At 73.0% G+C, this 26318-nt stretch carries 21 protein-coding genes and 2 pseudogenes; 12 read left to right on the top strand and 11 right to left on the bottom strand.

The window, feature by feature from the left end; genetic code table 11:
• Positions 1-215: 215 nt before the first annotated feature.
• The 3 genes and pseudogenes from ACSURM_RS27430 to ACSURM_RS27420 all read left to right on the top strand — a co-directional run.
• Positions 216-617: pseudogene (locus ACSURM_RS27430) on the top strand (RidA family protein); the annotation flags it as partial.
• Positions 606-1073, top strand: a complete 468-nt coding sequence (locus ACSURM_RS27425) for an N-acetyltransferase family protein (protein WP_436961195.1) — start codon at positions 606-608, stop codon at positions 1071-1073. The pseudogene ACSURM_RS27430 and the gene ACSURM_RS27425, both read left to right, overlap by 12 nt.
• Before the next feature lie 63 nt (positions 1074-1136).
• Positions 1137-1451, top strand: a pseudogene (locus tag ACSURM_RS27420) (FCD domain-containing protein); the annotation flags it as partial.
• Between the two features lie 22 nt (positions 1452-1473).
• Here ACSURM_RS27420 and ACSURM_RS27415 read toward each other — a convergent pair.
• Positions 1474-2166 (bottom strand): uracil-DNA glycosylase, encoded by a 693-nt coding sequence (locus ACSURM_RS27415; RefSeq protein ID WP_436958444.1) that lies wholly within the window; start codon positions 2164-2166, stop codon positions 1474-1476.
• Positions 2167-2302: 136 nt separating this feature from the next.
• Here ACSURM_RS27415 and ACSURM_RS27410 point away from each other — a divergent pair, with 136 nt between their 5' ends.
• A complete protein-coding gene (locus tag ACSURM_RS27410) occupies positions 2303-2992 on the top strand; it encodes an RNA-binding S4 domain-containing protein (protein WP_436958442.1) in 690 nt (229 codons plus the stop codon).
• 137 nt (positions 2993-3129) lie between these two features.
• Here ACSURM_RS27410 and ACSURM_RS27405 read toward each other — a convergent pair whose 3' ends face one another.
• Positions 3130-3810: a class I SAM-dependent methyltransferase gene (locus tag ACSURM_RS27405; protein ID WP_436958440.1), complete on the bottom strand. Its 681-nt coding sequence runs from the start codon at positions 3808-3810 to the stop codon at positions 3130-3132.
• 215 nt (positions 3811-4025) lie between these two features.
• Between ACSURM_RS27405 and ACSURM_RS27400 the strand changes: the two genes are divergently transcribed.
• On the top strand, positions 4026-4367 hold the full coding sequence (locus ACSURM_RS27400; protein WP_436958437.1) for a DUF6343 family protein: 342 nt from the start codon (positions 4026-4028) through the stop codon (positions 4365-4367).
• Positions 4368-4482: 115 nt separating this feature from the next.
• Here the strand turns inward: ACSURM_RS27400 and ACSURM_RS27395 are convergent, their stop codons facing one another.
• From ACSURM_RS27395 to ACSURM_RS27385, 3 genes are all read right to left on the bottom strand, one after another.
• Positions 4483-4863, bottom strand: coding sequence for a tetratricopeptide repeat protein (locus ACSURM_RS27395; RefSeq protein WP_359042445.1), 381 nt, complete (start codon positions 4861-4863; stop codon positions 4483-4485).
• A 49-nt stretch (positions 4864-4912) separates the two neighbouring features.
• Positions 4913-5530, bottom strand: a complete 618-nt coding sequence (gene coaE / locus ACSURM_RS27390) for a dephospho-CoA kinase (protein WP_436958434.1) — start codon at positions 5528-5530, stop codon at positions 4913-4915.
• A gap of 68 nt (positions 5531-5598) precedes the next feature.
• Positions 5599-6537, bottom strand: coding sequence for a PAC2 family protein (locus ACSURM_RS27385; RefSeq protein WP_436958432.1), 939 nt, complete (start codon positions 6535-6537; stop codon positions 5599-5601).
• Between the two features lie 195 nt (positions 6538-6732).
• Here ACSURM_RS27385 and ACSURM_RS27380 point away from each other — a divergent pair, with 195 nt between their 5' ends.
• Complete coding sequence (locus tag ACSURM_RS27380) at positions 6733-7695, top strand: right-handed parallel beta-helix repeat-containing protein (RefSeq protein WP_436958430.1); 963 nt, start codon at positions 6733-6735, stop codon at positions 7693-7695.
• A 124-nt stretch (positions 7696-7819) separates the two neighbouring features.
• Here ACSURM_RS27380 and rpsA read toward each other — a convergent pair whose 3' ends face one another.
• Positions 7820-9316, bottom strand: a complete 1497-nt coding sequence (gene rpsA / locus ACSURM_RS27375) for a 30S ribosomal protein S1 (protein ID WP_436958428.1) — start codon at positions 9314-9316, stop codon at positions 7820-7822.
• A 303-nt stretch (positions 9317-9619) separates the two neighbouring features.
• Between rpsA and ACSURM_RS27370 the strand changes: the two genes are divergently transcribed.
• Both ACSURM_RS27370 and hrpB read left to right on the top strand, forming a co-directional pair.
• Positions 9620-10519 carry a class I SAM-dependent methyltransferase gene (locus tag ACSURM_RS27370; RefSeq protein WP_436958426.1) on the top strand — a complete coding sequence of 300 codons (900 nt, stop codon included), beginning with the start codon at positions 9620-9622 and terminating at the stop codon, positions 10517-10519.
• A 170-nt stretch (positions 10520-10689) separates the two neighbouring features.
• Positions 10690-13200: an ATP-dependent helicase HrpB gene (gene hrpB, locus ACSURM_RS27365; protein ID WP_436958424.1), complete on the top strand. Its 2511-nt coding sequence runs from the start codon at positions 10690-10692 to the stop codon at positions 13198-13200.
• On the opposite strand, the gene ACSURM_RS27360 is transcribed toward hrpB, so the two are convergent.
• The 3 genes from ACSURM_RS27360 to ACSURM_RS27350 form a co-directional block, all read right to left on the bottom strand.
• The gene (locus tag ACSURM_RS27360) at positions 13190-14182 is read right to left on the bottom strand and encodes a DUF3068 domain-containing protein (RefSeq protein WP_436958422.1); all 993 of its coding nucleotides are present in this window, start codon (positions 14180-14182) and stop codon (positions 13190-13192) included. The genes hrpB and ACSURM_RS27360 overlap by 11 nt on opposite strands.
• Before the next feature lie 26 nt (positions 14183-14208).
• Entirely contained in the window at positions 14209-14343 is a 135-nt protein-coding gene (locus tag ACSURM_RS27355) for an SPW_0924 family protein (protein ID WP_436958420.1), read from the bottom strand.
• Positions 14344-14527: 184 nt separating this feature from the next.
• Positions 14528-16297, bottom strand: coding sequence for a lytic transglycosylase domain-containing protein (locus tag ACSURM_RS27350; protein WP_436958418.1), 1770 nt, complete (start codon positions 16295-16297; stop codon positions 14528-14530).
• Between the two features lie 320 nt (positions 16298-16617).
• On the opposite strand from ACSURM_RS27350, the gene ACSURM_RS27345 reads away from it, so the two are divergent.
• Positions 16618-17481, top strand: coding sequence for a DUF4184 family protein (locus ACSURM_RS27345; protein WP_436958416.1), 864 nt, complete (start codon positions 16618-16620; stop codon positions 17479-17481).
• Here the strand turns inward: ACSURM_RS27345 and ACSURM_RS27340 are convergent.
• Together ACSURM_RS27340 and polA are read right to left on the bottom strand one after the other, a co-directional pair.
• Positions 17396-17800 carry a hypothetical protein gene (locus ACSURM_RS27340; RefSeq protein WP_436958414.1) on the bottom strand — a complete coding sequence of 135 codons (405 nt, stop codon included), beginning with the start codon at positions 17798-17800 and terminating at the stop codon, positions 17396-17398. The genes ACSURM_RS27345 and ACSURM_RS27340 overlap by 86 nt on opposite strands.
• A 343-nt stretch (positions 17801-18143) precedes the next feature.
• Positions 18144-20870, bottom strand: a complete 2727-nt coding sequence (gene polA, locus ACSURM_RS27335; protein WP_436958412.1) for a DNA polymerase I — start codon at positions 20868-20870, stop codon at positions 18144-18146.
• 342 nt (positions 20871-21212) lie between these two features.
• Here polA and ACSURM_RS27330 point away from each other — a divergent pair, with 342 nt between their 5' ends.
• The 3 genes from ACSURM_RS27330 to ACSURM_RS27320 all read left to right on the top strand — a co-directional run bounded on the left by ACSURM_RS27330 (position 21213) and on the right by ACSURM_RS27320 (position 26267).
• Positions 21213-23525, top strand: a complete 2313-nt coding sequence (locus ACSURM_RS27330) for an FdhF/YdeP family oxidoreductase (RefSeq protein WP_436958410.1) — start codon at positions 21213-21215, stop codon at positions 23523-23525.
• A 49-nt stretch (positions 23526-23574) separates the two neighbouring features.
• On the top strand, positions 23575-24072 hold the full coding sequence (locus tag ACSURM_RS27325) for a PaaI family thioesterase (protein WP_436958408.1): 498 nt from the start codon (positions 23575-23577) through the stop codon (positions 24070-24072).
• Between the two features lie 959 nt (positions 24073-25031).
• On the top strand, positions 25032-26267 hold the full coding sequence (locus tag ACSURM_RS27320) for a branched-chain amino acid ABC transporter substrate-binding protein (protein WP_436958406.1): 1236 nt from the start codon (positions 25032-25034) through the stop codon (positions 26265-26267).
• Positions 26268-26318: the final 51 nt, after the last annotated feature.

Raw genomic sequence — 26318 nt, 5'->3', positions numbered from 1 at the left:
ATGAACGCAATGCCCGGAGGGCCTCCTCACCTTCATAAGCACGATCCTTCACAGCACGACCCTTCATCAGCACGACCCTTGATGAGCGCTACGTCCCGGCGGCCTCCTGGACGGCGTCAAGACGCTTCCTGGGGCGTCGTTAATTCGGATGCGGGCGAGGCCGGGCGGGTCGGATCATCGGACACCTGTCCGCCACCCCGCGTAGGAGTCGCTTAGTGATCCGGCGTGTGACCGCCCCCGCCCTGTTCCCTCCGCCCGCTTACTCCCACGCCTCCGTCGTCGAGGCGGGCACAAAGCTCGCGTTCCTCGCCGGGTCGGTGCCGCTGACCGCCGACGGGGAGCTGGTGGGGCCGGGGGATCCCGTGCGTCAGGCCGAGCGGGTGATCGAGAACCTGCGCGAGCAGTTGCGGGCCGTCGGCAGCGATCTGGAGCACGTGCTGACGACGGACGTGTACGTGGTCGGCGACGACAGCGCGGCGCTGGCCGCGGTGTGGCGGGTCGTGGAGTCCTCGGGGCTGAGCGCGGGCCCGCACTCCTCCACGCTGCTCGGCGTGTCCTGCCTCGGCTACCCCGGCCAGCTCGTGGAGATCACGGCCACCGCCGTGGTGCCGGAGCCGGCGGCGGACCCGGTCGTGCTGCGCCGTGCCGTGCCGGCCGACGCCCGCGCCGTCGCCGACGTCTATCTGCGGTCTTTCGCCAGTGCGCTGCCGACCGTCGTCCGCCCGCACACCGACGACGAGGTCCGGGACTACTTCCGCGAGGTCGTGGTGCCGACGCGGGAGACCTGGGTGGCGGAGGCGGCCGGCGCCGGTGTGGTCGGCCTGATGGTGCTGGACGGGGAGACGCTGGACCAGCTGTACCTGGACCCCGAGTGGCGGGGCCGGGGCATCGGGGACCGGTTCGTCGCGCTGGCCAAGGAGCGCTGCCCGGGCGGGCTGACCCTGTGGACGTTCCAGGTCAACGAGCCCGCCCGCCGCTTCTACGAGCGGCACGGCTTCACCGCCGTGGCGTTCACCGACGGCGGCCGCAACGAGGAGCGCGAACCGGACGTCCGCTACGACTGGCGCCCCTGAGGCACCGGGCCTCCCGCACGCCCGGTGTCCCCGGGACATGCGGTCCCCGTACCCGGCGCTTGGGCAGCGGCTCGTGGTCAGGCCGAGGATCCGGTCGCGGAGGCGGGTGTTGACGTCCGTGATCGTCTCGGCGTCCCCCGCCTCCGTCGCGCCATGACCGGCAACGGCCTGCTGATCTCCGTGAGGGAACCGGTCGACGGCCGCCTGCGCCGACTCACCCGCCGCAACGAGGAGTGGCCCCAACTCCTCACCGAACACCGCGAGCTGTACGAGGCCATCGCCTCCGGCGACCCGGGCCGCGCCCGCGCCCACGCGCTCGGGCACGTCCGCGCCGACTACCGCTCGACGGTACGGCAGTTGTTCGGCGAGGAGGGCTGAGCGCGGCCGTAGCGGCTGCTCACTACAGCCCGGCCGCGTCCGCCGCCGTACGCAGGACCTCCCGCAGCATCTCGGTGGTGAGCCGGCCGGTGAAGGTGTTGCGCTGGCTGACGTGGAAGCAGCCGAAGAGGTCCAGGCCGTCCAGCGCGACCCGGGCGCCGTGGCCGAAGGCCGGGCGGGGGCGGGGCACCGTCCAGCCGGCCGCCGCGAACGCGGGCAGCGCCGCCTGCCAGCCGAAGGCACCGAGGACGACGGCGGCCCTCAGCGTCGGCCGGAGCAGCGTCAGCTCCTGGACCAGCCAGGGACGGCAGGTGTCGCGCTCCCCCGGGGTCGGCTTGTTGGCCGGCGGCGCGCAGTGCACCGGCGCCGTGACCCGCACGCCGTACAGCTCCAGCCCGTCGTCCGCGCTGACGGAGGTGGGCTGGGAGGCGAGCCCCACGTCGTACAGCGCCTGGTAGAGCACGTCTCCGGAACGGTCGCCGGTGAACATCCGGCCGGTGCGGTTGCCGCCGTGCGCGGCCGGGGCGAGCCCGATGATCACCAGCCGGGCGTCGGCGGGGCCGAAGCCGGGCACCGGCCGCCCCCAGTACGTCCAGTCCGCGAACGCGGCCCGTTTCGTACGGGCCACCTCCTCCCGCCACTCGACCAGCCGGGGGCAGGCCCGGCACCCGGCGACGCGCCGGTCCAGCCGGGCGAGGGCACTGGTGTTGTCCATGCGGTCACCGTAAGTCGGGGGTGGGTGGCGGGGCGGAGGCGAGGCAGCGGGGCGGGCCGCCGGGGTGCGCGGGTGCCCGGGTGAGCGCCGGGAAAACGCTTCCGGTTCGGTGGCCCGTGCGCGTTAAGGTCGGGGCATGGCTTCCGAGGATGCGGACGAGAACGTGGACCGTGGGACCGGCGAGGCGACGGACGGGCCGGACGAGGCGGGGTCCGCCCCCGCCGCACAGCCGCTCGACCCCAAGATCGCCGCCGCGGTGGCCGCGGCCGAGGCCGCCGGGCCCGCGGGCGGCGAGACCGTCCGCATCGACAGCTGGATCTGGGCCGTCCGTCTGATCAAGACCCGGTCCCTCGGCGCCACCGCCTGCAGGGGCGGGCATGTGCGGGTGAACGGCGAGCGGGTGAAGCCCGCCTACTCGGTGCGCGTCGGTGACGAGGTACGGCTGCGGCACGAGGGCCGGGAACGGGTCGTGATCGTCAAGCGTCTGATCCGCAAGCGGGTCGGGGCGCCGGTGGCCGCGCAGTGCTACATCGACAACTCCCCTCCGCCCCCGCCCCGCGAGGCCGTCGCCCCCGTCGCCCTCCGCGACCGGGGTGCCGGCCGCCCCACCAAGCGCGACCGCCGCGAACTCGAACGCCTCCGCGCCCTGACCCTCGGCAGCCCCACCGGCTTCGCCGGCCCCGCCCCGTCCACCGGCCGATCCGGACCGGGCGGCGCGGGGAGCGCGACCACGGGCGGCTCGGGCGCGGACGCCCGCAGGGGTACCGGCGGACGGGGCGGCCGTGGGGGACCGGCGGGCCACGGCGGACCGGAGGGCCGCGGCTGACGGAGGACACCTCCTCTGTTGTCGGCCCAACCAGCGTGATCACCCCGGCGTGACGACCCCGGCCGACGTGACCGCCCAAGCCCGCGTATCTACCCCGGCCCGCGCATCCACCCCGGCCGAAGCGTCTGCCGCCCCGGTCACCCCACCGGCACCGCCCTCACCCATATCCCGTCCGGGGTCAGATACCTGTCGACCCTCAGTTCCGCCTCCGCCAGCGCCGACTCGAACTGGTCCTTCGTGAGGGGCCTGGACAGGAAGGTCTGGGTCCAGACCGCGTCCGGGAACACGTACTCCGCGTGGACCGAGTGCACGCCCTCCCCGGCCGGCTCGATCGAGGTGATCCGGACGGTGTACCCGCTCGGGTCGACCCGCTCCCTGGGCACGCTGGTGTGGTAGTCCGGGCCCTCCCGCTGGATGAGCACGCAGCCGCCCTCCGCCACATGCCGGGCACAGGTACGCAGCAAGCCCCTGCGCACCTCCTCGTCACCGGCGTGCACCAGGAACGACGCGAGCATCACCACGTCGAACGTCTCGCCCAGGTCCAGGGTCTCGATGGGACCGCATATCGTGCGCGCCCCGCGGACCCGGTCCAGCATGTCGGCGGACTCGTCCACCGCCGTGACCGTGAAGCCGCGCTCCAGCAGCGCATGGGTCACCCGGCCGGCCCCGCTGCCCAGCTCCAGGATGTGCGCCCCGGCCGGCACCGCGGCGGCGATGATGTCCGGCTCGTCCCCCACCGGCACCCGTGCGTACAGCTCGACCGCGCAGCCGTCCGGGGTGATCGCCCCCGGCCCCGTGCCCTCGTATCCCTCACGCATCTCGATCCTCATGCCCGGACAACGGCCCACGCCCGTACGCCCGTTCCCCCTCTCCCCCGGTTCACTCTTTCGAGCTATTCGGGCCGGAACGGGAACCATCCGAGCCCGATCCACCGGCGGCCTTCGCCCCCCAGATGCCGAACCGGGTAGGGCCGGGCCGGGTGGTGGTGCGGGCCGGCGGCGAAGAGTACGTTGCAAGGAGGAGCGATGGTCCGATGCGTACGGGCAGTGAACCGGCGACCGCGCGCAGTGCCCTGCGGGCGCGGTTCTGGCTGAGCGTGTGGGGGGCGGGCTGGGCGGCCCTCGGCACGGTGGCCTTCGCGCTGGCGGGACGGCCCGGCTGGGCGGCGGCGTGCGCGGCGCTGTGGCTGGTGACCACCGTCGACCTGGCCGTGGTCCTGCGGCACCTCCGGCAGGGTCCGCACTACCAGCCGGGCCGCGACATACCGCCGTACCAGCCGCCGGACGACGGACCGCCCTACCCAGGTCGGCCGAGGCACCACCCTCCGGGCGCACGGCCGTACCGGCGGCGACGGCCCGGCCCCTGGCGTCCATGAGCAGACGGCGTCCCTGAACGGACCGCATCCATAGGCGGACCGGGGCCGCTCCGACCCGGCGAGCCCGGCGTCCGCGAACGAGCGGAACGGGCGTCTCCCCCGCCCCCGCCGGGCGTCACGCGTCGAAGCGTGCCGCCTCCAGGTACCGCGGGTTGGGGTCCAGCGCGGCGGCCAGCCGGAAGTGCCGCTTGGCCTGGTCGGGACGGCCCTGGCGTTCGTAGGTGCGGGCCAGGGCGAAGTGCGCGAACGCGTTGTCCGGCTCGCGCTCCAGCACGATGGTGAACTCAAGCTCGGCGGGGCGCAGTTGCGCCGCGGCGAAGAAGGCACGCGCGCGCAGCAGCCGGGCCGCCGTGTTCTCGGGGTACGCGGCGATGACTCCGTCGAGCAGCTTCACCGCGCCCCGCGGGTCTCGCGCGTTGAGCAGTTGCTCGGCGGCACGGAAGTCGATGACATGCGTTTCCGGAGTGCGTCCGGTGGAACCGCTGGTCTCGGGCACGACTGAGTCCTTCCCTTGCTCCAGCGGTTCAACGCCCCGAAGCGGTCGGCTATTCCGCGCCGGCGCTCCCCTGCCGGGCCCGGCGGGCGAGGTCGTCCCACACCTCGGCGACCCGCTCGCGCAAGGCGTCCAGGGGGACGTCGTTGTCGATGACGATGTCCGCGATCTCCCGGCGCTGCTCGCGCGTCGCCTGCGCGGCCATACGCGCGCGTGCGTCCTCCTCGGTCATCCCGCGCAGCCGTACCAGCCGGTCGAGCTGGGTCCGCGGGCTCGCGTCCACGACGATCACGACGTCGTAGAGCGGTGCGAGACCGTTCTCGGTGAGCAGGGGGACGTCGTGGACCACCACGGCGTCCTCGGGCACGGCGCTCTCCAGCTCGCGGGAACGGTCCCGCACCAGGGGGTGCACGATCGAGTTGAGGACGGCGAGCTTCTCCGGGTCGGCGAACACGATGGAGCCGAGCCGGGGCCGGTCCAGACCGCCGTCGGCGGCGAGGATGTCCGGACCGAAGGCGTCGACCACGGCGGCGAGGCCGGGGGTGCCGGGCGCCACGACCTCGCGGGCGATGCGGTCCGCGTCGATCAGGACGGCCCCGTGCTCCACGAGCAGCCGCGACACCTCGCTCTTGCCGGCGCCGATGCCGCCGGTCAGGCCCACTGTCAGCATGAGCGGAAGCCTAGACGTCCGGTCAGGAGGCCGTTACGGCAGGTGCCCGCCGGCGCCCGCACCCCGCCTCAGTTGTCGCCCTCCCGCTCCGCCAGGAACTTCTCGAACTCCCGCCCGATCTCGTCCGCCGACGGGATGTCGACGGGCTCGGCCAGCATGTTGCCGCGGGTCTCGGCGCCCGCCGCCGCGTCGTACTGGTGCTCAAGTCCCTGGACCAGCGCGGTCAGTTCCTCGTCACCCTCCCGGATCTGCCGGTCGATCTCGGTCTGCGTGCGGTGGGCGTCCGTGCGCAGCGCGTGGGCCACGCCGGGCAGCACCAGCCCGGTGGCGGCCGTGACGGCCTCCAGGACGGTCAGCGCGGCGTCCGGGTACGGGGAGCGGGCGATGTAGTGCGGGACGTGCGCGGCGACGCCCAGGACGTCGTGGCCGGCCTCCATGAGGCGGTACTCGACCAGGGACTCGGCGCTTCCGGGCACCTGTGCCTCGTCGAAGGGGCTGCGGTGGCCGGGGACGAGGTCGGTGCGGTTGCCGTGCGGCGTCAGGCCCACCGGGCGGGTGTGCGGAACGCCCATGGGGATGCCGTGGAAGTTCACGGACAGGCGCACGCCGAGCCGTTCCACGATCTGCCGCACCGCCGCCGCGAACCGCTCCCACTCCACGTCCGGTTCGGGACCGGACAGCAGCAGGAAGGGGGCACCGGTGGTGTCCTGGACGAGGTGGACCTCGATGGCCGGGGTCTCGTAGTCGGTCCAGCGGTCCCGCTTGAAGGTCAGCAGGGGCCGCCGGGCCCGGTAGTCCACGAGCCGGTCGTGGTCGAACCGGGCCACGACCTGGTGGGGCAGTGAGTCGAGCAGCCGGTCGACGATCTGGTCGCCGGTCTCACCCGCGTCGATGTATCCGTCGAAGTGGTAGAGCATGACAAGGCCGGCCGACTCCTGGGCGAGCGCCATGTCCACCACGGCGAGGCCCTTCGGCTCCCATGCGTACAAACCCTGCGGATCAAGCACTGTGACCGCTCCTCCTCGTGTTCGTCATGCACAACGCGCCCCGGAACAGCGGAATTCCCGCCACACGCCGCTCGTCAGGGATCTCCTGCGCGGCCGACGCCTTGACGGCCTGTCACATGGTCCGTACCTTCACCGGCGTCGAGTTCACGGTGACGATCGCCGTTCACGTAGGGGAAAGACGGGAAGGCACATCCGATGCGCATACGCACGCCGCTCACCGCCCTGTCCGCCACCGCCCTCGCCGCCGGCGGCCTGGCCCTGTCCGCCACCGGACCGGCCTCGGCGGCCGGGACCGTCGAGGTCGCGACCGCCGCGCAGTTGAAGACCGCGCTCGCCGCCGCCCGGCCCGGTGACACGATCCACCTGGCGGACGGCACCTACACCGGCAACTTCAAGGCGACCACCCCGGCCACGGCCGCCGCCCGGATCACCCTGACCGGCTCCCCCGGCGCCGTGCTCACCGCCGGCGGCGGCTACGGACTGCACCTGAACGGCGCCTCCTACTGGACGGTCGACGGTCTGACCGTGACCGGCGGCCAGAAGGGCATCATGATCGACGCGGCCAGGGGCGTCGTCCTGGACGGTGTCACGGTGCACGGCCTGGACATGGAGGGCGTGCACTTCCGCGACTCCAGCGCGGACGGCGTGATCCGGAACTCGAGGATCTACGACACCGGGAACGACGGCCGGGGCATGGGCGAGGGCGTGTACGTGGGCACCGCGAACACACTGTCCGACCGGAGCGACCGCGTGCTGATCCTGAACAACACGATCGGCCCGGACGTGGGCGGCGAGAACGTCGACATCAAGGAGGGCACGACCGGCGCGCGGATCATCGGCAACACCTTCGACGGCAGCGGCCTGACCGGCGCCAACTACGACGACTCCTGGGTCGACGTGAAGGGCAACGACGTCCTCGTCCAGGACAACACCGGCACCGCCACCACCAATGACGGCTACCAGACCCACACCCAGCAGCCGGGCTGGGGCTGCGGCACGGTCTTCAAGGGCAACAGGTCGACTGTGACGGGCGCGACGGGCGCCACCCGTCTGGCGATCGACGTCACCAACCACAGCGCCACCTGCCCGGCCACGGTCTACGGCAGCAACACGGTGACAGGCGGTAACGGACTGACCAACATCCAGGTGACGCCCTGAGGGGCGCGGGGAACCGCGCGACGAGCCACGACGGACCCGCACCCGTCCGGAGAAAACCCTGAAGGGCCGTACCTCGGAAGGTACGGCCCCTCAGCGACTATCGGCTAAGCCTCAGCGGCAGCGATCAGCTCTGGCCGCCGGCCAGCTTCTCGCGCAGCGCGGCCAGCGCCTCGTCCGAGGCCAGGGCACCGGAGGTGTCCGCACCCTCGGAGGAGTACGAACCGCCACCCGCGACCGGAGCCGCACCGGCGGCGTCGCCACCCTCGGCAGCGGCCTGAGCGTCCGCCTCGCGGGACTTGATGACCTGCTGCTGGTGCTGCTCGAAGCGGGACTGCGCCTCGGCGTACTGGCGCTCCCACTCCTCACGCTGCTTCTCGTAGCCCGGCAGCCAGTCGTTGGTCTCCGGGTCGAAGCCCTCGGGGTAGATGTAGTTGCCCTGGTCGTCGTAGGACGCGGCCATGCCGTACAGGGTCGGGTCGAACTCGACCGCCGTCGGGTCGGCACCGAAGGACTCGTTGGCCTGCTTCAGCGAGAGGCTGATGCGACGGCGCTCGAGGTCGATGTCGATGACCTTGACGAAGATCTCGTCGTTGACCTGGACGACCTGCTCCGGGATCTCCACGTGGCGCTCGGCCAGCTCGGAGATGTGGACCAGACCCTCGATGCCCTCGTCCACGCGGACGAACGCACCGAACGGCACCAGCTTCGTGACCTTGCCGGGCACGACCTGGCCGATCTGGTGGGTGCGGGCGAACTGCTGCCACGGGTCTTCCTGGGTCGCCTTCAGCGACAGGGAGACGCGCTCGCGGTCCATGTCGACGTCGAGGACCTCGACGGTGACCTCCTGGCCGACCTCGACGACCTCGGAGGGGTGGTCGATGTGCTTCCAGGACAGCTCGGAGACGTGGACCAGACCGTCGACGCCACCCAGGTCCACGAAGGCACCGAAGTTGACGATCGAGGAGACCACACCGGAGCGGACCTGACCCTTCTGGAGGGTCGTGAGGAACGTCTGGCGGACCTCGGACTGGGTCTGCTCCAGCCAGGCACGGCGGGACAGGACCACGTTGTTGCGGTTCTTGTCCAGCTCGATGATCTTGGCCTCGAGCTCCTTGCCGACGTACGGCTGGAGGTCGCGGACACGGCGCATCTCGACCAGGGAGGCCGGCAGGAAGCCACGGAGGCCGATGTCGAGGATGAGACCACCCTTGACGACCTCGATGACGGTACCGGTGACGATGCCGTCCTCTTCCTTGATCTTCTCGATGGTGCCCCAGGCACGCTCGTACTGGGCGCGCTTCTTCGAGAGGATCAGGCGGCCTTCCTTGTCCTCCTTCTGGAGGACCAGGGCCTCGATCTCGTCGCCGACGGCCACGACCTCGTTCGGGTCGACGTCGTGCTTGATCGAGAGCTCGCGGCTCGGGATGACACCTTCGGTCTTGTAACCGATGTCGAGCAGGACCTCGTCCCGGTCGACCTTCACGATGACGCCGTCGACGATGTCGCCGTCGTTGAAGTACTTGATCGTCTCGTCGATCGCTGCGAGGAATGCTTCCTCGTTACCGATGTCGTTGACCGCTACCTGCGGGGTGGTGGCGGTGGTCTCGGTGCTGCTCGTCATGTGGGAAAGGGCTCCGGTACGGACATTGAAGTCGTAGGTACTGCTTACGCCGGGAGCCCGTTTCGCTCTGCAGAAGCCGGACAGCCAAGGAAGCGCCCCACCATTTCTGGCGATGGCGCCTCGACAACCGAGGGGACATACAACAGATGCGAGCGCAGCCTGCTACGTCTGAGGTGCGCAGGCCCGCAGCGCAACTTGTAGCATACGGGGGCAGCCGGACAGGGTCAATGCGCGACGGCGGACACCCGGGGCGGATCGCCGCATATCCGGCACAGAAAGTGCGTCAACGGGCCGCACGGGGCCGTGGGAACCCTCCCATGCCGGCCCCTCCGGCGGGCTGGACGGAAGAGTACGACGAGGGAGCCGATCATCCAAGAGCCGGAAGGGCACGACCCCCAGTGGTCCGAAGGGTTCGAGCCGGAGGCCACCCGGCGTGACGCGGACGTCACGGAAAGCTCACGGGCCAACCGGGGCTGGTGGGACCGGAACGCGGACGAGTACCAGACCGAGCACGGCACCTTCCTCGGCGACGACCGCTTCGTGTGGGGTCCGGAGGGCCTGGACGAGGTGGAGGCCGGGCTGCTCGGCCCGCCGGAGGAGCTGAAGGGCAAGGACGTCCTGGAGATCGGCGCGGGCGCGGCGCAGTGCGCGCGCTGGCTGGCCGCCCAGGGTGCGCGGCCGGTGGCCCTGGACCTCTCGCACCGCCAGCTCCAGCACGCGCTGCGGATCGGCGGGGCCTTCCCGCTGGTCTGCGCCGACGCCGGCGCGCTGCCCTTCGCGGACGGCTCCTTCGACCTGGCGTGCTCCGCGTACGGGGCGCTGCCGTTCGTGGCCGACCCGCGGCTGGTGCTGCGCGAGGTGCGCCGGGTGCTGCGGCCGGGCGGACGGTTCGTGTTCTCGGTGACGCACCCGATCCGCTGGGCGTTCCCGGACGAGCCGGGCCCCGAGGGCCTGTCCGTGGCCGCCTCCTACTTCGACCGCACGCCCTACGTGGAGCAGGACGAGCACGGCCGCGCGGTGTACGTGGAGCATCACAGGACGCTCGGCGACCGGGTGCGGGACATCGTGGCGTCCGGCCTCCGGCTGGCGGACCTGGTGGAACCGGAGTGGCCGGCGTGGAACACCTCCGAGTGGGGCGGCTGGTCGCCGCTGCGCGGGAACCTGATCCCGGGCACGGCGATCTTCGTGTGCGAGCGGGACTGAAGCCGTCCGAAAACCGCCCACGGGAGTCATCTGATCACCGCCCGTGTTCATGAGGCCCCCCCCCGCGCGCGTGGAGACCGCCGGCCGGCGCACCCCCGGGGGCTCGCCTTTCCGGTCGTCGGGGGCACGCGCGCGTGGGGGCCGTTTTCCCGTCGTACGACACTGGGGGCGTGATCCGTTACGACGCTCTGGACGCGCTGCCCGTGCGCTCCGCGCTGCCCGCCCTGACCGACGCCCTGGAAGGCGAGGGCACCGCCGTCCTGGTGGCGCCGCCCGGCACCGGCAAGACGACGCTGGTGCCGCTGGTGCTCGCGGGGCTGGTGGGCGACGGTCCGGCGCGGCGGGTCGTGGTGGCCGAGCCGCGGCGGATCGCGGCGCGTGCGGCGGCCCGGCGGATGGCGTGGCTGCTGGGCGAGCGGCCCGGCGAGAGCGTCGGCTTCACGGTGCGCGGCGAGCGGGCGGTGGGGCGGCACACGCGCGTGGAGGTCGTGACGACCGGTGTCCTGCTCCAGCGGCTCCAGCGCGACCAGGAGCTGGCCGGGACGGACGTGGTGGTCCTGGACGAGTGCCACGAGCGGCATCTGGACGCCGACACGGTGGCCGCGTTCCTGTGGGACGTGCGGCAGGCGCTGCGGCCGGAGCTGCGGCTGGTGGCCGCGTCGGCGACCACGGACGCCGAGGGATGGGCGCGGCTGCTCGGCGGGGCGCCGGTGGTGGAGGCGGCGGGGGTGGCGCATCCGGTGGAGGTGGTGTGGGCGCCGCCGGCCCGTCCGCTGCGGCCGCCGCACGGGATGCGGGTGGATCCGGCGCTGCCGGCGCATGTGGCGTCGGTGGTGCGGCGGGCGCTGGCCGAGCGGGACGGGGACGTGCTGTGCTTCCTGCCCGGCGTGGGCGAGATCGCGCGGGTGGCGGGGCTGCTCGGGGACCTCGGCGGGGTGGAGGTGCTCCAGGTGCACGGGCGGGCTCCGGCGGCGGCGCAGGACGCGGTGCTGTCGGCCGGGGAGCGGCGCCGGGTGGTGCTGGCGACGTCCGTGGCCGAGTCGTCGCTGACGGTGCCCGGGGTGCGGGTGGTGGTCGACTCGGGGCTGGCCCGGGAGCCCCGGGTGGATCACGCGCGCGGGCTGAGCGGGCTGACCACCGTGCGGGCCTCGCGGGCGGCCGGGTGGCAGCGGGCGGGCCGGGCCGGGCGGGAGGCCCCGGGGGTGGTGTACCGGTGCTGGACGGAGGCCGAGGACGGCCGGCTGCCGGCTTTTCCGGCGCCCGAGATCAAGGTGGCCGATCTGACCGCGTTCGCCCTTCAGGCGGCCTGCTGGGGCGATCCGGACGCCTCCGGGCTGGCGCTGCTGGATCCGCCGCCGGGCGGGGCGATGGCGGCGGCCCGCTCCGCGCTGACGGCGGTCGGAGCGGTGGACCGCGCCGGGCGGGCCACGGAGACCGGCGCGCGGCTGGCCCGGCTGGGGGTGCACCCCCGGCTGGGGCGGGCGCTGCTGGACACGGGCGGGGGCGGGGCGCCGGTGGTGGCGCTGCTCTCCGAGGAGGTGCCGCGGGAGTACGGCGACGACCTGGCGGGCGCGCTGCGGCGGGCCCGGGCCGGCGGTGACGCCTACGGCGCGCGGTGGGCGGCGGAGGTGCGGCGGCTGCGCGCCGTCTCGGCCGGGTCCGCCGAGCCCGCGCGGGACGGGGCCGTCCGGGTCGGTCCGGGCACCGGGGACGACCGGCTCGCCGGGCTGGTCGCCGCTCTCGCGTTCCCCGAGCGGGTGGCCAGGCTCGACGGCGGGTCGTACCTCATGGCCTCCGGGACCCGGGTGGAGCTGTCCGAGGGGTCGGGGCTGCGGGGGGCGCCGTGGATCGTCGTCGCCGTCGCCGACCGGCCCGCGGGGAAGGGGCACGCGCGCGTGCGGCTCGGCGCGGCCGTCGACGAGGACGTGGCGCGGGCCGCCGCCGGGGCCCTGCTCGGTGCGCGGGACGAGGTGCGCTGGGCCGGCGGGGACGTCGTGGCCCGGCACGTCGAGCGGCTGGGGGCGATCGAGCTGGCCGTACGCCCCCTGAAGGACGCCGGCCCCGACCTCGTACGCGCCGCCCTGCTCGACGGGCTCCGGGAGGAGGGGCTCGGGCTGCTGCGCTGGTCGCCGGAGGCGCGGGGGCTGCGGCAGCGGCTGGCGTTCCTGCGGGCGCACCTCGGGGAGCCCTGGCCGGACGTGTCGGACGACGCGCTGCACGCGCGCGTGGACGAGTGGCTGGAGCCGGAGCTGGGCCGGGCCCGGCGGCGGGCCGATCTCGCCCGGATCGACGCGGGCCGGGCGCTGGCCCGGCTGCTGCCGTGGGCGAGCGGGGAGGCGGCGCGGCTGGAGGAGCTGGCGCCCGAGCGGATCACCGTGCCGAGCGGGTCCCTGATCCGGATCGACTACCGGGATCCGGAGCGCCCGGTGCTCGCCGTGAAGCTCCAGGAGCTGTTCGGGCTGCGGGAGACCCCGGCCGTGGCGGGCGTGCCGCTGCTGGTGCACCTGCTCTCCCCCGCCGGGCGGCCCGCCGCCGTCACGGCCGATCTCGCCTCCTTCTGGGCGGACGGTTACCGGGCCGTGCGGGCGGAGCTGCGCGGCCGGTACCCCAAGCATCCGTGGCCCGAGGATCCGGCGACCGCCGAACCCACCCGGCACACGAACGCGCGGCTCAGGCGCTGAGCGGCGCGACCTCCTCGGGCCGGGCGGGCGCCGGGCCCCGGGGACGCCGGGCACGGGCCTCCAGCCAGAGGGAGAGGGCGAGGAGCGGGACGCCGAGGCCGAGGGAGCCCCAGGGGACGTACGAGGTGAGGGCCAGGACGAGGGTGCGGTTGTGCTTGACCAGGGCGACCGTGTGGGTGATGTAGTCCTCGCGCATCTTCACGTGCCCGGCGAACGCGGTGACCTTGGCCCGGCCGCCGAGCAGGGTGCCGCCGCGCAGTTCCTCCCGGTGGATCTCCTCGCCGTACACGGGGGCTCCGGTGACCGGTTCGACCCAGAACCTGCGGACCGTGGAGTACCAGCGGGTGGTGCCGGTCCCGGCGACGGTCTCCGGGGTGATGCCCCGTACCGGCATGGTCTTCGGCATGCGGACCTTGGTCCAGGGGATGGTCTGCTCGAAGTAGTAGACCGTCAGGCCGCGGAAGGACCGGGTGCCCCGGTAGTGGATGGGGCCGGCGGTGCGGGTCTGGGCGTCGAAGTACTGGTAGTCGCGTTTCCGCGTCAGGAAGGGCCATTTGAACTCGATGCCCTCGCGCCGGACCGGGTCGCCGTCGACCGTCTCGCCGGTGGCGTGCACGGGGTCCTGGCTGTGGGCGTCGAAGATGTACCGTTCGGGCACCTTGGAGACCATCTTGCCGTCGGGGCCCTGGACGTAGGACAGGCTGTCCCAGACGACGACCGGCCGTCCCGCCGTCCTCTCGATCCGCCGCGCGGCCTCCACGTCGCCCTTGAGGGTCTGCACGATGGTGACCTTGGGGACCTTCTTCGCGCGCATGGTGCCGTAGTCGAGGAGGGTGGCGTCGCGGGCCTCCAGGACCATCTCCTGGTACTGGTGGGCGGGGACGCGGGCCAGGCGCGGGAAGGCGTACCAGCGCAGCAGCGGGGCCAGCGCGGCGCAGCACACGGCGCAGGCGAGCAGGACCAGGCTTGCCTTGCGGCGCATGGCGGCTCCCTCCCGGACGGGCGCGGCTAGGGGTGGGCCGGCACCGTCGTCAGCAGCGGTTCGGGGGATGTCCGGCCCGAGGGCCGGCCCAGCGCGCTGATCGCGAGGACCAGGGCGAACGCGACGGCGAGACCGGTCGCGGCGGCGATCAGGGCGCGCATGCGGGGCCTCCCGGCGGAGCGGTCGTGTCCTGACTGGACTGGCCGGCCGCCAGCTGCTGCTGACGACCCGTCAGGTCCGGCACGGTAGCAACGCGCGGGCGAGATGAGAACAGCGCCGCGGGCATGAACGAGGGCGCCCTCCCCGGCGAGCGGGGAGGGCGCCCTCGTGGTGTGCCCGGCGGCGTCAGGAGGAGGCGGACGGGTCGGGGGCGGGGCTGTCCGAGGAGGCGGACGGGTCCGGCGTGGGTACGGCCGGGGGACCGGCGGCCTCCACCGTCAGCGGCACGGTGAGCGTCGCGCCGCCCGCGGTGGTGACGCGGAGCAGGAAGGTGCCGGCGGTGTCGTCGGCGTACAGCTTGGGCAGCGTGAGCAGGCCCTTCGCGTCCGTCCGGAGGCCGGTCAGGGAGCGTACGGGCTTTCCGGTGGCGTCCTTGAAGTAGGGGCCCTTGTCGTTCGCCGTGGCGTCGATGAGGGACTTGACCAGGGTGGCGGTGACCGCGACCCTGCCCGCGGCGGCGCCCCGGTACGTCGCCTTCACCTGCACCTGGCCGGCGAACTCGCCGCCCGCGGCGCAGATCAGCGGGTCGATGCCGGTGCGGGCCAGGGCGTCGGCGACGCGCTCGGTGACGGTCGCCGTGTACTCGACGCCCTTGACCTGGCGGCCCACGACGGCCGCGGTGACCTTGAAGTCGCCCGCCTTCTCCCCGGCCTGGAGCGGCGGGGCGAGCGCGACGCCCTTGGCGTCGGTGGCGACCGTCGCGACGGTCTCGCCGCCCGCGAAGGTGGCGTCGGTGTCACCGCTGAGCGTGAACCTGACCCTGACCTTGGCGACGGACTTCCCGACCTTGGTCTCGGCCCGCACGCCGATCCGTTCGGTGAAGGCGTCGCCGGTCATCGCGGTGAGCTTCCCGGTGCCCGTGCCCGTCAGGTGGTCCACCAGGTCGGTGGGCGTCCCCGGGGTCGTCGGCGGGGGCGTGGGCGGGACGGGGGGCTTCGGGGGCTCGGGCGTCTCGTCGCCGCCGTTGCCCCCGTGCTCGCCGCCGGGCTTGTGGGGCTTCGGGACCGGCTTGGTCGTCGGCGGACGGGTCGGTCGCTGGGGCGGGGACGGGACGCGCTGGGTGCCCTCGTCGCTGCGGTGCTCCGGGACGCCGCCGGTGCCGTCGGGGACGGTGTGGGTGCCCTTGCGGTAGTACTCCATCCAGTTCAGGACCAGGGCGAGGTAGTCCTGCGAGTTGTTGTAGCTGAGGATCGCGCTGTGCAGGTCGGCCTCGCGGGACAGGTCCCAGTCGTTGCGGCACAGGTAGCCGCCCGCGGCGAGCGCCGCGTCGTAGATGTTGTTCGGGTCCTTCTTGCCGTCGCCGTTGCCGTCGCGGCCGGCCCAGGCCCAGGTGGACGGGATGAACTGCATGGGCCCGACGGCCTGGTCGTACGTGCTGTTGCCGTCGTACGCGCCGCCGTCGGTGTCCGGTATGAGGGCGAAGCCGTTGCCGTCGAGCTGCGGGCCCAGGATCCGGTGCAGGGTGGTGCCGTCGGCGGCCACCTGCCCGCCGCGGGCGTGCCCGGACTCGACGTTGCCGATGGCGGCCAGCAGCTGCCAGGGAATGTTGCAGCCGGGCTTGGAGGTGCGCAGCTCGGCCGCGGCCTTCTTGTAGGCGTCGAGGACCGTCGCCGGTATGCCGGCCTCCGCGTCCCCGCGGGAGACGGGCGTACCGACCGGGGCCGAGGGGCTGGGCTCGGGGCTCTTCAGCGGCGGAAGGTCCGTGTAGTACGGCGAGTTGCCGGTGGCGCCGCCGGTGCCGTCCGGTACGGAGTCCGTGGCTCCGGCCGTCGTGGGTCTGTTGTCCTCGCCGGCCACTCCCGGAGCCTGGGACGCGGAGAGAGCCGCGACCGCCGCCGCGGCCACGGCGGTGCTCGCCGCCCCCTTGCGCAGTCGCCTGCCGAAATGCGCCGCCATAGAGTGAACCCCTCCCGTGGACGCCCGCGCGTCCGTCTCCGTCGCTGCCTGCCTCGCTCTGGTGTGACGGTTGACCCGGTGCTCTGGTTGCCCCTGTTCCGTCGTCGCGTCCGAGCGCCGTGTGTGTCACCATGCGCCCGGCAGGGGGACCCTGGTGACCCTACGACAAGTTGCCGTGAGTCGGCACGCGTTGATACCCGAACTTCACCGGTCGGCCAACCCCGGTTGCCGGGCGCGGCCTTGGAGCGGCGTCACGGATACCGGCCGGATCCGGTCACCGGCGGTCCCGTACGGGCCCGTCGTACGCTCTGGAGGCTCTGTTGCCGTTCACGCTCAGCCATGCGGCGGCCGTACTGCCCGCGGTCCGCCGGGACGGCGGCGGGCGGGGCCGGCTGGTACCCACGGTGCTCGTGACGGGCTCCTGTGCGCCCGATCTGCCCTATTACGCGGCCAATGTGCTGCCGGGCGGGATGCAGTTCGGCTCGGTGACGCACGCGTTCGCCGGAGTCGTCACGGTCGATGTGCTCCTTGCCTGGGCGCTCGCGGGGCTGTGGCTGGCGGCCCGGGAGCCGTTGCCGGCGCTGCTGCCGCGGGCGTGGCAGGGGCGGCCGGCCGCCCTGCTGCGCTGCGGGGCGCCCCGCGCGCGCGTGCGGGGCGAGGCGGTGGGCCGGTGGTACGCATCGGCGGTGCTCGGCGCGCTGACCCATGTGGTGTGGGACGCGTTCACCCATCACGACCGGTGGGGTACGCGGCTGTTTCCGGCCCTCGGACGGTCCGGTCCGGCGGGCGTGCCGCTGTACACCTGGCTGCAGTACGGGTCGTCGGCGGCGGGCGCGGCGCTGATCGTGGTGTTCGTGGTCCGGGCGCTACGACGGCTGCCCGGCGGGGTGCCCGTGGGCGTGCCGGTGCTGTCCGTGCGGGACCGGTGGTGGGCGTTCGCGGTGATCGGGGGCTGCGCGCTGGCGGGGGCGGTGCGGCGGACGGCCCACTGGCGGGAGCGGGGCGGTACGGGAGCGCGGCCGTGGGAGCTGGTGCCCACCCTGTGCTTCGGGGTGGGCGCGGGGCTGGTGCCGGGGCTGCTGCTGTACGCCGTGGCGGTCAGGGTCTGGCGTCCGGCCGCTGGTCGCGGGGGTCACGGCGAGGCGGCCGGTGCGGGCCGCCGGGGGCGGCCGGTCGCTCGGTGAGGGGCGCGACGAAGACGGTGAGCTTGTTCCGGGGGCGCGCCCTGGGGAGGAGGGCGAGCGCGAGGGCCAGGTAGCCGCGGGCCAGATCGGACCACTGGCGCCAGTCGGGGACGCGGGCGGGGCGGGCGGTGAGCCCGCGGCCGAGGCCCTTGGTGACGGTGCGGACGGTCGTGGCCAGGTCGGCCGGGATGCGGGCGGTGCTTGCGTCGGCCGCGAGGGCCGGGACCGGCGCGGCGGGCACGTCCTGCGCCGAGGCGACACCCGCCCAGGCCCCGGCGGCTGCCTCGGGCGTCCGGCGGTGAAGCATGCGTATACCCATGCCCGCAGTGTTGCGGCTGCGGACGGGGGGAGGCGTTTTGACGGGGGCCACGAGAGTGACGGGCCCTGTGAGGGTTGGGCGGGGTGCGGGGAGTGAGGGCCGCTTTCGGGGTGGCGGCTCGGAGGGTGTTCCGGATGCGGTCCGGGGGGTGCTTCGGGTGCGGTTCGGGGCTGTTTCCGGGTGCGGGTTCGGGGTGTTTCGGGGTGCGGCTTCGGGGCTGTTTCGGGGTGCGGTGGGTTCGGCACCGCCGGTCCGCGCCGTGGTGGTTGATCGCCGTCGCGGCGGAGAGGCACCGAGCGGAGCGCGACGGCTCTGGTCGGTGCCTCTCCGCCGCCTGGCGGGGTCAGTGGGCCGCTGATTCCCAGTCCGGGCCGACGCCGACCGAGACGTCCAGGGGGGCCCTCAGCTGGACGGCGTTCGCCATCTCCCGGCGAACGATCTCCTCCGTGACCGCCCGCTCGCCGGGGGCGATCTCCAGGACGATCTCGTCGTGGACCTGGAGCAGCATGCGGGACTTCAGGTCCGCCGCCCGCAGCGCGTCGTCCACCTTGAGCATAGCGATCTTCACGATGTCCGCCGCCGTGCCCTGGATGGGGGCGTTGAGGGCCATGCGCTCGGCCGCCTCGCGGCGCTGGCGGTTGTCGCTGTTGAGGTCGGGCAGGTAGCGGCGACGGCCGAAGAGCGTCGCCGTGTAGCCCGTGGCGCGCGCCTCGTCGACCGCCCGGCGCAGATAGTCCCGCACCCCGCCGAAGCGTTCGAAGTAGGCGTCCATCAGGGCGCGGGCCTCGCCCGCGTCGATGTTCAGCTGCTGGGAGAGGCCGAACGCGGACAGCCCGTAGGCGAGGCCGTACGACATCGCCTTGATCTTGCGGCGCATCTCCGCGTCCACCGCCTGCGGCTCGACCCCGAACACCTGGGACGCGGCCGTGGTGTGCAGGTCCTCACCGGAGGTGAACGCCCGGATCAGGCCCTCGTCCTCCGAGAGGTGGGCCATCACGCGCAGCTCGATCTGACTGTAGTCCGCGGTCATCAGGGACTCGAAGCCCTCGCCGACCACGAAGCCCCGGCGGATCGCCCGGCCCTCGTCGGTGCGCACGGGGATGTTCTGCAGGTTCGGGTCCGTGGAGGACAGCCGTCCGGTCGCGGCCACCGTCTGGTTGAACGTGGTGTGGATCCGGCCGTCGCCCGCGATGGTCTTGATCAGGCCCTCGACGGTCACCCGGAGCTTCGCCTGCTCACGGTGGCGGAGCATGATCACCGGCAGTTCGTTCTCGGTCTGGGTGACGAGCCACTTCAGGGCGTCGGCGTCGGTGGTGTACCCGGTCTTGGTCTTCTTCGTCGTCGGCAGCGCCAGCTCGCCGAAGAGGACCTCCTGGAGCTGCTTGGGCGAGCCCAGGTTGAACTCGCGGCCGGCCGCCGCGTGCGCCTCCTTCACGGCCTGCTGCACCGCGCCCGCGAACAACTGCTCCATCGCCTCCAGGTGCGCCCGGTCGGCCGCGATGCCGTGCCGCTCCATGCGGGCGAGCAGCGCGGAGGAGGGCAGCTCCATGTCCCGGAGCAGGTCGGCGGCGCCGACCTCCCTCAGCCGGTCCTCGAACGCCTCGCCCAGGTCCAGGACCGCGCGGGCCTGGACCATCAGCGCCTGGGCCTCGGCGCCCTCGTCCGCGCCGAAGGCCAGCTGGCCGTCGGCCGCGGCGGCGGGCGTCAGCTCGCGGTGCAGGTACTCCAGGGCCAGCGCGTCCAGGTCGAAGGAGCGGCGGCCGGGCTTGACCAGGTACGCGGCGAGCGCGGTGTCCATGCCGACGCCCTCGACGCTCCAGCCGTGCTCGGCGAAGACCCGCATGGCGCGCTTGGCGTCGTGGAACACCTTGGGCCGGCCGGCGTCGGCCAGCCAGGCGGCGAACGCGTTCTCGTCGGCCTCGTCCAGCTCGGACGGGTCGAACCAGGCCGCCGGTCCCCCGGCCGCGGCGAGCGCGACCTCGGCGACCGAGCCGGCGCCCAGGGCCCAGGTGTCGACCGTGGCGACGCCCAGCGGCCCGGTGCCGTGCTCGGCGAGCCAGGGGGCCAGCTCGCCGGTGCGCAGGATGCTGCCGTCGATCTCGACGCCGTCGCTGGTGACCGGGGCGGTCTCGGTCTCCTCCGCGCCGGGGTCGACGGCGAAGAGGCGCTCGCGCAGGGACGCGTTGCGGATCTCCAGGGTGTCCAGGACCATCGCCACGGCCTTGCGGTCGTACGGGGCCCGCTCCAGGTCGGCGACCGTCCTGGGCAGCTCGACCTGCCGCTCCAGCTCGGTGAGGAGGCGGTTGAGCTTGACGGACTCCAGGTGGTCGCGCAGGTTCTGGCCCGCCTTGCCCTTGACCTCGTCGACCCGCTCGACCAGCTCGGCGAAGGAGCCGAACTGGTTGATCCACTTCGCGGCGGTCTTCGGGCCGACACCGGGGATGCCGGGGAGGTTGTCGGACGGGTCGCCGCGCAGAGCCGCGAAGTCCGGGTACTGCGCGGGCGTCAAGCCGTACTTCTCGAAAACCTTCTCCGGGGTGAACCGGGTCAGCTCCGAGACGCCCTTCGTGGGGTACAGCACGGTGATGTTCTCGGTGACCAGCTGGAAGGAGTCGCGGTCGCCGGTGACGATCAGCACCTCGAAGCCCTCGGCCTCGGCCTGGGTGGCGAGGGTGGCGATGACGTCGTCCGCCTCGTACCCCTCGACGGCGAAGCGCGGGGCGTGCATGGCGTCGAGCAGCTCGCCGATCAGCTCGACCTGGCCCTTGAACTCGTCCGGGGTCTTGGAGCGGTTCGCCTTGTACTCGGTGAACCGCTCGGAGCGCCAGGTCTTGCGGGAGACGTCGAAGGCCACCGCGAGGTGCGTGGGCTCCTCGTCACGCAGGGTGTTGGCCAGCATCGACGCGAAGCCGAAGATCGCGTTCGTCGGCTGGCCGGTCGCGGTGGTGAAATTCTCCGCGGGCAGCGCGAAGAACGCGCGGTAGGCCAGCGAGTGCCCGTCCATGAGCATCAGCCGGGGACGGGTGCCGCCGGGGGTCTTGTCGGTCTGCTTCGGTGCTGTCTCTGCCACGTCACCGATCCTGCCACGAGCCACTGACAACCCGGACCGCCCGCCCGCGACCGGCGTGGGCCCGGACACGGCGAGCGGCGCCGTGCGCCGTCCCTCCGGAAAGCCGTGCCCCGCTCCCCCGGGAAGCCGTGCCCCGTCCCCCCGGAAAGCCGTGGCCCGTCCCCCGGGAAAGAGGTACGCCGTCCCTTGGTGAAGAGCGGCGAATGGTAAAGAGCGGCGAAAGAACTCACCCCGCCGCGGGCAAGGGTCCCGGCCTCCGCACGCCCGACCGGTGTCGGTGTCGGTGCCCCGTGGGAGGATCGGCAGCGGTACTTCTCACACGCAGTCGAAGGGGAGCGTGCGATGGCGACGAAGCCGCCCAAGGGTGATCCGGTCCAGGACGCGCCGGAGGTCGCGGAGCCGAAGCACGCGGCGGCGGGGCTGCCGGCCATCCGGCACACACTGCGCGTCGCCCAGCGGCAGATGGGGGTGAAGCGCACCGCGCTCACGCTGCTGCGCGTGAACCAGAAGGACGGCTTCGACTGCCCGGGCTGCGCCTGGCCCGAGCCGGACCACCGGCACGCGGCCGAGTTCTGCGAGAACGGCGCCAAGGCGGTCGCCGAGGAGGCCACGCTGCGCCGGGTCACCCCGGAGTTCTTCGCCGCGCACCCCGTCGCCGACCTGTCCGGCCGCAGCGGCTACTGGCTGGGCCAGCAGGGCCGGCTCACCCACCCCGTGTACCTGCCCGAGGGCGGCACGCACTACGAACCGGTCTCCTGGGAGCGGGCCTTCGACATCATCGCCGAGGAGATCGCCGCCCTCGGCTCCCCCGACGAGGCCGTCTTCTACACCTCGGGCCGCACCAGCAACGAGGCCGCGTTCCTGTACCAGCTCTTCGCGCGCGAGCTGGGCACGAACAACCTGCCGGACTGCTCGAACATGTGCCACGAGTCGTCCGGGTCGGCGCTCGGCGAGACCATCGGCGTCGGCAAGGGCAGCGTCCTGCTGGAGGACCTCTACCAGGCCGATCTGATCATCGTCGCGGGCCAGAACCCCGGCACGAACCATCCGCGCATGCTCTCCGCGCTGGAGAAGGCCAAGGCGAACGGCGCGAAGATCATCAGCGTCAATCCGCTGCCCGAGGCGGGCCTGGAGCGCTTCAAGAACCCGCAGACGCCCCAGGGCATGCTCCGGGGCGCCGCCCTGACCGACCTGTTCCTGCAGATCCGCATCGGCGGCGACCAGGCCCTCTTCCGGCTTCTGAACAAGCTGGTCCTGGAGACGGAGGGCGCGGTCGACGAGGAGTTCGTCCGCGAGCACACCCACGGCTTCGAGGAGTTCGCGGCGGCCGCGCGCGCCGCCGACTGGGACGAGACGCTGGCCGCGACCGGCCTCACGCGCGCGGAGATCGAGCGAGCCCTCGGCATGGTCCTGGCCTCCGAGCGGACGATCGTGTGCTGGGCCATGGGCCTCACCCAGCACAAGCACTCGGTGCCGACCATCCGGGAAGTGGTCAACTTCCTGCTGCTGCGCGGCAACATCGGCCGCCCGGGCGCGGGCGTGTGCCCGGTGCGCGGCCACAGCAACGTCCAGGGCGACCGCACCATGGGCATCTTCGAACGGCCCGCCCCGGCCTTCCTGGACGCCTTGGAGAGGGAGTTCGGGTTCGCGCCCCCGCGCGAGCACGGCTTCGACGTCGTACGGGCCATCCGCGCGCTGCGCGACGGCCGGGCGAAGGTCTTCTTCGCCATGGGCGGCAACTTCGTGTCCGCCTCTCCCGACACCGAGGTCACCGAGGCGGCGATGCGCCGGGCGCGGCTGACCGTGCACGTGTCGACCAAGCTCAACCGCTCGCACGTGGTCACGGGCGCGCGGGCGCTGATCCTGCCCACCCTGGGCCGCACCGAGCGCGATGTGCGGGCCGGCGGCGAGCAGTTCGTGACGGTCGAGGACTCCATGGGCATGGTGCACGCCTCGCGCGGGCGCCTGGCCCCCGCGAGCCCGCACCTGCGCTCCGAGCCGGCCATCGTCTGCGGCCTGGCGCGCCGGGTGCTGGGCGGGCGCAGTGTCGTGCCGTGGGAGGAGTTCGCCGAGGACTACGGGGCGATCCGGGACCGCATCGCGCGCGTGATCCCCGGTTTCGAGGACTTCAACGCCCGCGTGGCCCGGCCCGGCGGCTTCGCGCTGCCGCACGCGCCGCGTGACGAACGGCGTTTCCCGACGGCCACGGGCAAGGCCAACTTCACCGCGGCGCCGGTGGAGTACCCGGCGCTGCCCGAGGGCCGGCTGCTGTTGCAGACCCTGCGCTCGCACGACCAGTACAACACCACGATCTACGGCCTGGACGACCGCTACCGGGGCATCAAGGGCGGGCGCCGGGTGGTGCTGGTGCACCCCGAGGACGCACGCGCGCTCGGGTTCGCCGAGGGGGCGTACGTCGACCTGGTGAGCGAGTGGCAGGACGGGGTGGAGCGGCGGGCGCCGGGCTTCCGGATCGTGCCGTACCCGACGGCCCGGGGATGCGCGGCGGCGTACTACCCCGAGACGAACGTGCTGGTGCCGCTGGACGCGACCGCCGACACCAGCAACACCCCGGCCAGCAAGTCCGTCGTCGTGCGTCTCGAAGCCCACGCCGGGGACGCGGACGGCCGTCTGGAACAATCGGCGGCCGAGTGAGCGTTTGCTCAGCGAGCAGAGTGGCGCACGACGGACGGAGCCGGACCCCATGGGTGAGCAGCAGCAAGTGAAGTTCCCGCAGCAGGTCGTCGACGAGTACGCCGCGCTCGGCGTGGACCTGCCCGCCCTCTTCTCGGCCGGGCACCTGGGCACCCGCATGGGCGTGCAGATCCTGGAGGCCTCGGCGGACCGGGTGGTCGGGACCATGCCGGTGGAGGGCAACACCCAGCCGTACGGCCTGCTGCACGGGGGCGCCTCCGCGGTGCTGGCGGAGACGCTCGGCTCGGTCGGCTCCATGCTGCACGGGGGCGTCTCGAAGATCGCGGTCGGGGTGGACCTCAACTGCACCCACCACCGCGGGGTCCGCTCGGGCCTGGTGACGGGCGTGGCCACGCCCGTGCACCGGGGCCGGTCCACGGCGACGTACGAGATCGTGATCAGTGACGAGGAGGGCCGCCGGGTCTGCTCGGCCCGCCTGACCTGCCTGCTCCGGGACGCCCGCCCGGGCGACGAGCCCCCCACCGCCACCCGGTCCACCGCGAGCTGACCCGACCCCACCCCGAGCGGCGGGGCGGCGCGGGGCGGACCGGGTCCACCCGCCGCCCCCTCCGCCCCACCGGAAGCGTTGCCCCGCCCCTCCCTTCGCCGGCTTCGGCGAAGGGAGCGGTGAGACGGCCGTCGGCCGGGCCGGCGAGGACGCCGGGGGCCCGCCGACGCCGTCACGAGGCCGGACGGAGGACCTCGGAGACGGGCGGTATCGGTCCGCTGGAGCCCGGAGGGCGCACGCGCGCGCAGGGCGGCGGACAAGGACCGTACACAGCGCGGCCCGGGGCACACGCACGCGGCAGTCGGAGCCCGCGCCCCATCCCGCCCGAGCCCGGGCCCGGCCTACCTCGGCGGGCGGCCCGTCGCGGCGCCCCGTCCCGCAGCCTCCGCCTGGCCGTCCTGCCGAGCGTGACCCAGGGACCGCCCGTCACCGTGACGCGTGGGACGCGGCCGCGCGGAAGACCGCCACCGCGACGGAATCCTCAATTCCGTTCCGTGCCATGAAGATTTCCGCCCGCAAGATCACCGTAACGAGGCACGTGCCGAAATGCGGAAAAGCCCACAGGAATGCCGGACTCCCTTTCCCGGCCGTAACCCTGTGTAATACGCGCGCAATACACGGAGTATCTCTCCGGGGCGTCGGAAGTCGCTTGTGACGACAGATCACAGTCATTAGCAAAACAGCCGACGCCCCTGAATCGATCATGGCTGGTCCAGCGGGTTCTCGGAATGCGGGCGGTGCGAACCAGCCTGAATTCCTCCTTCCCGCCCACCGGGTACCGCTGTGCATTACGCCGTGTCATAACAAGAGAGTCACAGCCTCGTTCAGACACTCCTCCACGTTCCCCACACACGCTTAGAGTCACCGCCAGTCACCGCGCCTTCGGTTTTCAATTCAGCGCGGCGCGCGACTCTGCCGCGTCCATGGGGAGGCGGTTGCGCCTGGGGAAAGGACTGATCGTGCGTCAACGTTCGCTTATCGCCATCACCGCCGCGCTGGCCGCGGGAGCGCTCACCCTCACCGCATGCGGCTCGCGCGACAGCGGCGACAAGGACGCCGGCTCCGGCGAGGACGGCGGCGCCGCCGTCGTCATCGGCGTCGACGCCCCCCTGACCGGCGACCTGTCCGCCATGGGCCTCGGCATCAAGAACTCGGCGGACCTCGCCGCCAAGAACGCCAACAAGCAGAACTACGTCAAGGGCGTCACCTTCACCACGGAGGCCCTGGACGACCAGGCACAGCCGTCCGCCGGCCAGCAGAACGCCTCCCGGTTCGTCTCCGAGAAGGAGGTCCTCGGCGTCGTAGGACCACTGAACAGCTCGGTCGCCGAGTCGATGCAGAAGGTCCTGGACGACGCCGGACTGGTCCAGGTCTCCCCGGCGAACACCGGCCCGTCCCTGACCCAGGGGCCGAACTGGCAGACCACGAAGGAGCGCCAGTACAAGGCCTACTTCCGCACCGCGACCACGGACGCGATCCAGGGGCCGTTCGCCGCCCAGTACGTCGTCGACACGGCCAAGAAGAAGAAGGTCTTCGTCATCGACGACAAGAAGACCTACGGCTCCGGCCTCGCCGCCACCTTCACCGAGGAGTTCAAGAAGCTCGGCGGCCAGGTGGTCGGCACCGAGCACATCAACCCCGACACCAAGGACTTCTCCGCGGTCGCCACCAAGGTGAAGAACTCGGGCGCCGAAGTCGTCTACTACGGCGGTGAATACCCGCAGGCCGGCCCGCTCAGCAGGCAGATCAAGGCGTCCGGCGCCAAGATCCCGCTCGTCGGCGGCGACGGCGTCAAGGACGACACCTATATGAAGCTGGCGGGCGCCGAGAGCACCGGCGACCTCACCACCTCCGTCGGCGCCCCGGTCGAGGACCTGCCCTCCGCCAAGCAATTCGTCGCCGACTACAAAGCCGCCGGTTACCAGGAGGGCTACTCCGCCTACGGCGGCTACGCCTACGACTCCGCCTGGGCGATCGTCGAAGCCGTGAAGAAGGTCGTCGAGGCCAATGGCGGCGAACTCCCCTCCGACGCCCGCCAGAAGGTCACCGCGGCCATGCAGAACGTGTCCTTCGACGGCGTGACCGGCAAGGTCTCCTTCGACCAGTACGGCGACGCCACCAACAAACAGCTGACCGTGTACGCCGTGAAGAACGGCGCCTGGGTTCCGGTCAAGTCCGGTACGTACACCGGCTGATCCCCGCGCCCGCACCACTCGCGAGCCGCGCGGGGCGCTGTTTCCACTGGC

Origin of the sequence: Streptomyces sp. SudanB182_2057 (assembly GCF_964272715.1) — a bacterium.
In the GTDB taxonomy this organism is placed as follows: Bacteria; Actinomycetota; Actinomycetes; order Streptomycetales; family Streptomycetaceae; genus Streptomyces; species Streptomyces rubradiris.
This window is presented reverse-complemented; position numbering and strand designations above follow the sequence as displayed.